This window comes from Streptomyces recifensis (genome assembly GCF_002154615.1).
Taxonomy (GTDB): Bacteria; Actinomycetota; Actinomycetes; order Streptomycetales; family Streptomycetaceae; genus Streptomyces; species Streptomyces griseoluteus.
This window is the reverse complement of record NZ_MUNH01000456.1, coordinates 1-6484: the sequence shown is the minus strand read 5'-3', so window position 1 is coordinate 6484 and position 6484 is coordinate 1. Positions and strand designations below refer to the sequence as shown.

The window sequence follows — 6484 nt, the reverse complement described above, 5'->3', positions numbered from 1 at the left end:
GCTGATCGCCCGCGCGGGCGTCGCCGCCAGCGGCCTCGCGAACCCGTCCGGCGGGCGCGGCAGTTGGCGCGCCACCTGGGCGTACGCGCTGCTGCTGACCATCACCACCGCGTTCACCCCCGTGGTCTGGCCCGCGGCGCTGGTGCTCGGCGTCGGCGTGCTCGTGCTGCGCCGCTCCGACCCGGTCGCCCACCTCCTGCGCTTCCTGGCCCAGCTCGGCACCCCGCTGCTGGTTCTCGCGCCCTGGTCGCTGACCCTGCTGCCGACCGGCTTCTTCACCGAGGCCGGGCTGGACTTCGGTGCCTCGGCGGCCTCCGCCTCCGACCTGCTGGGCATGAGCCCCGGCGGGCCCGGCACCCTTTCCGGCCTGCTGTTCCTCGGCATCGTGCTTGCCGCGCTGGCCGCCCTGCTGCGCTCCGAACGCCGGCTGGGCATCCGTGCCGCCTGGGCCGTCGCGCTGACCGGGCTGCTGCTCGCGGTGCTGGCCAACCGTTCCGCCTGGGCCGGTCCGGCCACCCTGGTCTACGGCATCGCCCTGCTGGCCGCCGCCGCGCTCGGCGCCGACGGGGCACGCGCGCGGGTGGCCGAGCAGAGCTTCGGCTGGCGCCAGCCGGTCGCCGCGCTGATCGCGCTGGCCTGCGCCGTCGGCCCGCTGGTCGCCGCCGCCGGCTGGATGATCCGGGGCGCCGACGGCCCCCTGGAGCGCCGCGACCCCGCCCAGGTCCCCGCGTTCGTCGCCGAGGACGCCGGTACCCGCGACCAGGCTCGCACCCTGGTCCTCGACAGCGACTCCACCGCGCGGGTCCGCTACACCCTGGTCCGGGGCGCGGGCGCCCGCATGGGCGACGGCGAGATCGCCGCGGCCGACGGGTCCGACACCGGCCTGGACAAGGTCGTCGCCAACCTGGTCGCCGGTTCCGGCGCCGACCAGACGGGTCAGCTCGGCGGCTTCGCCGTCCGCTACGTCCTCGTCCACCAGGGCACCCCGCGCCAGATCGCCCGCGTCCTGGACGCCACGCCTGGCCTGAACCGGCTCAGCCAGCAGAACGGCAACGCCCTGTGGCGCGTCGACCGTGAGGTCTCCCGCGCCACCCTGATCGGCGCGGGCGGCTCCGGCACCCCGCAGGCCGTCGCGGCGGGCCCGGTGGAGATCCACACCACCGTCCCGGGTGGCTCGGGCGGCCGTGTGCTGCGCCTGGCCGACGCCGTCTCCGACGGCTGGACCGCCACCCTGGACGGCAAGCCCCTCACCCCCAAGACCGTCGACGGCTGGGCCCAGGGCTTCGAACTCCCGGCCGGCGGCGGCAAGCTGGACGTCACCTACGACGCCCCGTTCACCCACACCGTCTGGCTGTGGGTGCAGGGCGCGCTCGCCGTCCTCCTGGTCGTCCTCGCACTGCCGGGCCGCCGCCGCGACGTGGACGACGACCTTCCCGAGGAGGAGACGGTCCCGGCCCAGGCGATGGAGGGCGAGGGCCGCCGCGCCCGCCGCCTGCGCGCCCAGGCCGAGGCCGAGGAGACGGAAGAGGCCGCGGAGGCCCAGGAGGCCACCGAGGCCGCCGGGGAAGGGCCGGAAGCGCCGCCGTACGGACAGCAGGAGCAGCCGGTCATCCCACACCAGCAGCCCTACGCCGACTGGGACACCGGCACCGGCACCTACGCCGACCCCGAGTACGCGGCCTATCCCGCCGACCCCTACCAGGCCCCGTACCAGCACACCGGGTACGACCAGGGCGCCTACCACCCCGACCCCTACGGCCAGAACGCCTACGACCCCTACGGGTACGGGGCGCAGCAGGAGCAGCCGTACGACCCGGCGGCCCACCCGCAGGGCTACGACCCTGCCCAGCAGCCGCCCTACGGCGACGGCAGTGAGCGCCACGACGGGAGCCAGCAGTGAACCGCACGACCCTGTCCCTGATCGCCTGCACCGTCGCCCTGGCCGCCGTCACCGGGTTCGCCGCCTTCGACCCGCCCGCCGCCTCCGGCACCAGCGCGGCCGGCAGCGCCACCGAGCGGCCCGTGGAGCGCACCGGCCTGCTGTGCCCGGCGCCGAGCTTCTCCGACATCGCCGACACCGCGTACACCTCGTTCACCCCCGTCACCCGGGGCGCGGACAGCGGGGGCAAGGCCACGCTGGAGGCGGCCGCCGAGCAGTCCGCCGACGGCAAGGGCGGCAAGGGCGGCGGCAAGAAGGACCAGGCGGTGCTCACCCCCAAGCCGCCGGGCACCCCGGCCCTGGGCGACACCTCCGGCAGCGACACGCCCGCCCTGATCGGCACCGCCGACGGCAAGTACGCGCCCGGCTGGACCGTCCAGGAGACCACCCGGATCGCCGCGGGCACCGGACGCGGCCTCCAGGGCGTCACCTGCACCCCCGCCGACACCGACTTCTGGTTCCCCGGCGCCAGCACCGCCAAGGGCCGCACCGACTACGTCCACCTCACCAACCCCGACGACGGGGCGGCCGTCGTGGACATCAAGCTGTACGGCAAGTCGGGCGCCGTGAAGACCACGGTGACCGACGGCATCACCGTGCCTCCGCACTCCAGCGAGCCGGTGCTGCTGTCCACACTCACCGACGACGCGCAGACCGACCTGACCGTGCACGTCGGCGTGCGCAGCGGCCGGGTCGGCGCCACCGTGCAGGCCCAGGACGACGCGGGCGGCGGCGACTGGCTGCCCGCGGCCGCCGACCCGGCCGGCAGCCTGGTCCTGCCCGGCATCCCCAAGGACGCCACCGACGTCCGCCTGGTCGCCTTCACGCCGGGCGACGACGACGCCGACCTCAAGGTCCGCCTGGCCTCCCCGAACGGCTCGATCACCCCGGCCGGCAACGAGACCGTGCACGTGAAGGCGGGCATGACCAACGCCGTCGACCTCGGCCCGGTCACCCGGGGCGAGCCGGGCTCGCTCATCCTCACGCCCACCGACAAGGCGGTCCCCGTGGTCGCGGCGCTGCGCGTGGTGCGCGGCAAGGGAAGCTCGCAGGAGACGGCGTACATCCCCGCCACCGCCCCCGTCGGCCGCCGCGCCACCGCCGCCGACAACAGCGCCAAGGGCAGCACTCTGTCCCTGACCGCGCCGACGGCCGACGCGACCGTCAAGGTGACCGCCTCGGCGGGCAGCGACGGCGGGTCCCCCGCGACGAAGACGTACACGATCAAGTCCGGCACCAGCCAGGACATCGGCGCGCCCACGGGCGGCAAGGGCACCTACGCGCTGACCGTCGAACCCGTCTCCGGCGGTCCGGTCTACGCCGCCCGCACCCTCACCGGCTCCTCCGACGGCGTCCCCGGCTTCACGATCCAGACCCTGCCGAGCGACCGGGGCCTGGTGGCGGTACCCCGCGCGGAGCAGGACCTGTCGGTGCTCCAGCGGTAGGACGAGTGCCGGGCGGCCGCCCTCGGTGGCGGCCGCCCGCTACTCCTCGCCGTACCGGGGGTCCACCGTCTCCGGCGTCAGCCCCAGCAGCTCGGCGACCTGCTCCACGACCACCTCGTGCACCAGCTCGGCGCGTTCGTCGCGCCCCTTGGTGCGGATCTCGATCGGCCGCCGGTACACCACCACCCGCGCCCGCCGGCCGTCCCGCGCGGGGATGATCCCGCCCAGCGGCACACCCTCGTCGCCCCACGGCCCCTCGCCGGCGCCCTCCAGCCGGGGCACCTCCATCACCAGGAACTCCACCTCGGCGAGCTGCTGCCAGCGCCGCTCCAGCCGTTCCACGGAGTCGCGCACGAGGTCCGCGAACACCTCGGCGCGGCTGGCCGCCAGTGGCACCTGGGGCGGTGCGATGGGGCCACGCATGCCCCGCCCGTGACGATCACGGCGTCGGGGTCGGGGACCTGCGGCACGGGGCGGTACACGGTTGTCCATCACCGCAGAAGCGTAGTCCTCGCCCGCCGCCGACGCCCGGCTCCACACGACAGCCGCCCGCTCCCCGCCCGCGGGAGCGTGCCTTCGCACCCCCTCCCCGGACTCTTCGCGCACTTTTCTCCCGGTGTTCGCTCAGTCGTCTCCCGCGCGGCGCACGACGGTTCCGGCCACGCCCGCCTGCGCCGGGTGGCCGAGAACCGACGCTGTCCGCCGGACTTTGTCCCGGATCATCACCGGATGCACCCCCGCGCGGCGTGCTCACCGGGGCTTCCCCCGAGGGCCCCGGGAAACCTCGCAGGCCACGACACGGGGGAGTGACCTGGTGGAGAGTCGTCGCGGCCCGCTCAAGAGTGCGGTACCGTCCAACATCGTGAGCCTTGTACGTCGCTGTTCGCGCACCGCCTGCGGCCGACCCGCCGTTGCGACGCTGACGTACGTCTACGCCGACTCGACCGCGGTCCTCGGCCCCCTCGCCACCTACGCCGAGCCCCACTGCTACGACCTGTGCGCCGAGCACTCCGAGCGCCTCACCGCCCCGCGCGGCTGGGAAGTCGTCCGGCTGCTCGACGGCTCCGCCCCGGCCCGCCCCAGCGGCGACGACTTGGAGGCGCTGGCCAACGCGGTCCGCGAGGCGGCCCGTCCGCAGGAGCGCGCGGCCGGGGCGGGCGGCGGCGCACGCAGCGCCGACCCGATGGAAGTCGCCCGGCGCGGCCACCTCCGCGTCCTCCGCTCGCCGGACAACTAGGGCGCCCCTCCCCGCAGCCGCACACCCCAACGGGTAGTTTTGGGCCCCCAATGGACTTTCAGGAGGGCCGGCCGTGGCAGATCTGTCGCAGATCGTGAAGGCGTACGACGTGCGCGGAGTCGTTCCGGACCAGTGGGACGAGGCCATGGCCGAACTGTTCGGCGCCGCCTTCGCCGAGGTGACGGACGCGACCGCGATCGTCGTCGGCCACGACATGCGCCCCTCCTCGCCCGGCCTCTCCCACGCCTTCGCACGCGGCGCGCTGAACCGGGGCGTCGACGTCACCGAGATCGGCCTCTGCTCCACGGACCAGCTCTACTACGCCTCGGGCGCACTGGACCTGCCCGGCGCGATGTTCACCGCCTCGCACAACCCGGCCCAGTACAACGGCATCAAGATGTGCCGAGCCGGCGCCGCCCCGGTCGGCCAGGACACCGGGCTCGCCGACATCCGCGCCCTGGTCGAGCGGTGGACGGAGACGGGCGCCCCCGCCCCGGCCGCCGCACCGGGCACCCTCAGCGCGCGCGACACCCTCGACGACTACGCCGCCTACCTGCGCTCGCTGGTCGACCTGACCGCGATCCGCCCGCTGAAGGTCGTCGTGGACGCGGGCAACGGCATGGGCGGGCACACCGTCCCGACGGTCCTGGCGGGGCTGCCGCTGACCGTCGTCCCGATGTACTTCGAGCTGGACGGCACCTTCCCCAACCACGAGGCCAACCCGCTGGACCCGGCCAACATCGTGGACCTGCGCAAGCGGGTGGTGCAGGAGGGCGCGGACATCGGCCTCGCCTTCGACGGCGACGCCGACCGCTGCTTCGTCGTGGACGAGAACGGCGACCCGGTCTCCCCGTCCGCCGTCACCGCCCTGGTCGCCGCCCGCGAACTCGCGCGCAACGGCGGTGCGGGCACGGTCATCCACAACCTGATCACCTCCCGCACGGTCGCCGAGGTGGTCCGCGAGCACGGCGGCACCCCGGTCCGCACCCGCGTCGGACACTCCTTCATCAAGGCGGAGATGGCCCGCACCGGCGCGATCTTCGGTGGCGAGCACTCCGCCCACTACTACTTCAAGGACTTCTGGAACGCGGACACCGGCATGCTGGCCGCCCTCCACGTCCTCGCCGCCCTGGGCACCCACCCCACCCCGCTGTCCACCCTCACCGCCCAGTACGACCGCTACGCGGGCTCCGGCGAGATCAACTCCACGGTCACCGACCAGCAGGCCCGCCTGGCCGCCCTCCGCGCCGCCTACACCCCGGCCCCCGGCACGACCCTGGACGACCTCGACGGCCTCACGGTCTCCACCCCCACCTGGTGGTTCAACGTCCGCCCCTCCAACACGGAGCCGTTGCTCCGCCTGAACGCCGAGGCGGAGGACGAGGCGACGATGACGAAGATCAGGGACGAGGTTCTGGCGATCATCCGCGCCTAGCCCGGGCGGAACGCAACGGCCCCCTCCGGCCGACCGGCACGGGCGGCCGGGTGGGCAGCGTCCCCCCGAACCCGCGAAGCGACTCGCGGTACCCTGACCAGCACATCCGTAGCACCCGTTTCCGCCCGAAGGGACACCCCATGCCGCTCGAAGCCGGTCTCCTGGAGATCCTGGCCTGCCCGGCCTGCCACGCCCCCCTCAAGGAGCAGGACGCGGAGCTGATCTGCACCGGTCAGGACTGCGGCCTGGCGTACCCCGTCCGCGACGGCATCCCCGTCCTCCTGGTCGACGAGGCCCGCCGCCCGGCGTAAGCACGGCCGAGACACACCGCGCAGTAGGACCCCGGCGATCGGAGGCACCCCGCCCATGCTCGACGAATCGCTCCTGGACGCCCCGGAGGGCCTCGCCGAGGCCGACCGCCGAGGGCT

Annotated in this window: 5 protein-coding genes and 1 pseudogene; 5 read left to right on the top strand and 1 reads right to left on the bottom strand. The window is 74.7% G+C overall.

Translation table 11 applies throughout. The features are described 5' to 3' along the window. Positions 1-1900: pseudogene (locus tag CCN33_RS22585) on the top strand (family 2 glycosyl transferase); the annotation flags it as partial. Beyond that, complete coding sequence (locus tag CCN33_RS22580) at positions 1897-3384, top strand: DUF5719 family protein (RefSeq protein ID WP_086695354.1); 1488 nt, start codon at positions 1897-1899, stop codon at positions 3382-3384. The pseudogene CCN33_RS22585 and the gene CCN33_RS22580, both read left to right, overlap by 4 nt. Before the next feature lie 39 nt (positions 3385-3423). On the opposite strand, the gene CCN33_RS22575 is transcribed toward CCN33_RS22580, so the two are convergent. Next, the gene (locus CCN33_RS22575) at positions 3424-3876 is read right to left on the bottom strand and encodes a metallopeptidase family protein (RefSeq protein WP_086695353.1); all 453 of its coding nucleotides are present in this window, start codon (positions 3874-3876) and stop codon (positions 3424-3426) included. A gap of 322 nt (positions 3877-4198) precedes the next feature. Between CCN33_RS22575 and CCN33_RS22570 the strand changes: the two genes are divergently transcribed. The 3 genes from CCN33_RS22570 (at position 4199) to CCN33_RS22560 (ending at position 6367) form a co-directional block, all read left to right on the top strand. Next, positions 4199-4621, top strand: a complete 423-nt coding sequence (locus CCN33_RS22570) for a DUF3499 domain-containing protein (protein WP_086695352.1) — start codon at positions 4199-4201, stop codon at positions 4619-4621. A 73-nt stretch (positions 4622-4694) separates the two neighbouring features. Further along, on the top strand, positions 4695-6056 hold the full coding sequence (locus CCN33_RS22565; RefSeq protein ID WP_086695351.1) for a phosphomannomutase/phosphoglucomutase: 1362 nt from the start codon (positions 4695-4697) through the stop codon (positions 6054-6056). Positions 6057-6196: 140 nt separating this feature from the next. After that, complete coding sequence (locus CCN33_RS22560; RefSeq protein WP_020940431.1) at positions 6197-6367, top strand: Trm112 family protein; 171 nt, start codon at positions 6197-6199, stop codon at positions 6365-6367. The last annotated feature ends 117 nt before the right edge of the window (positions 6368-6484 follow it).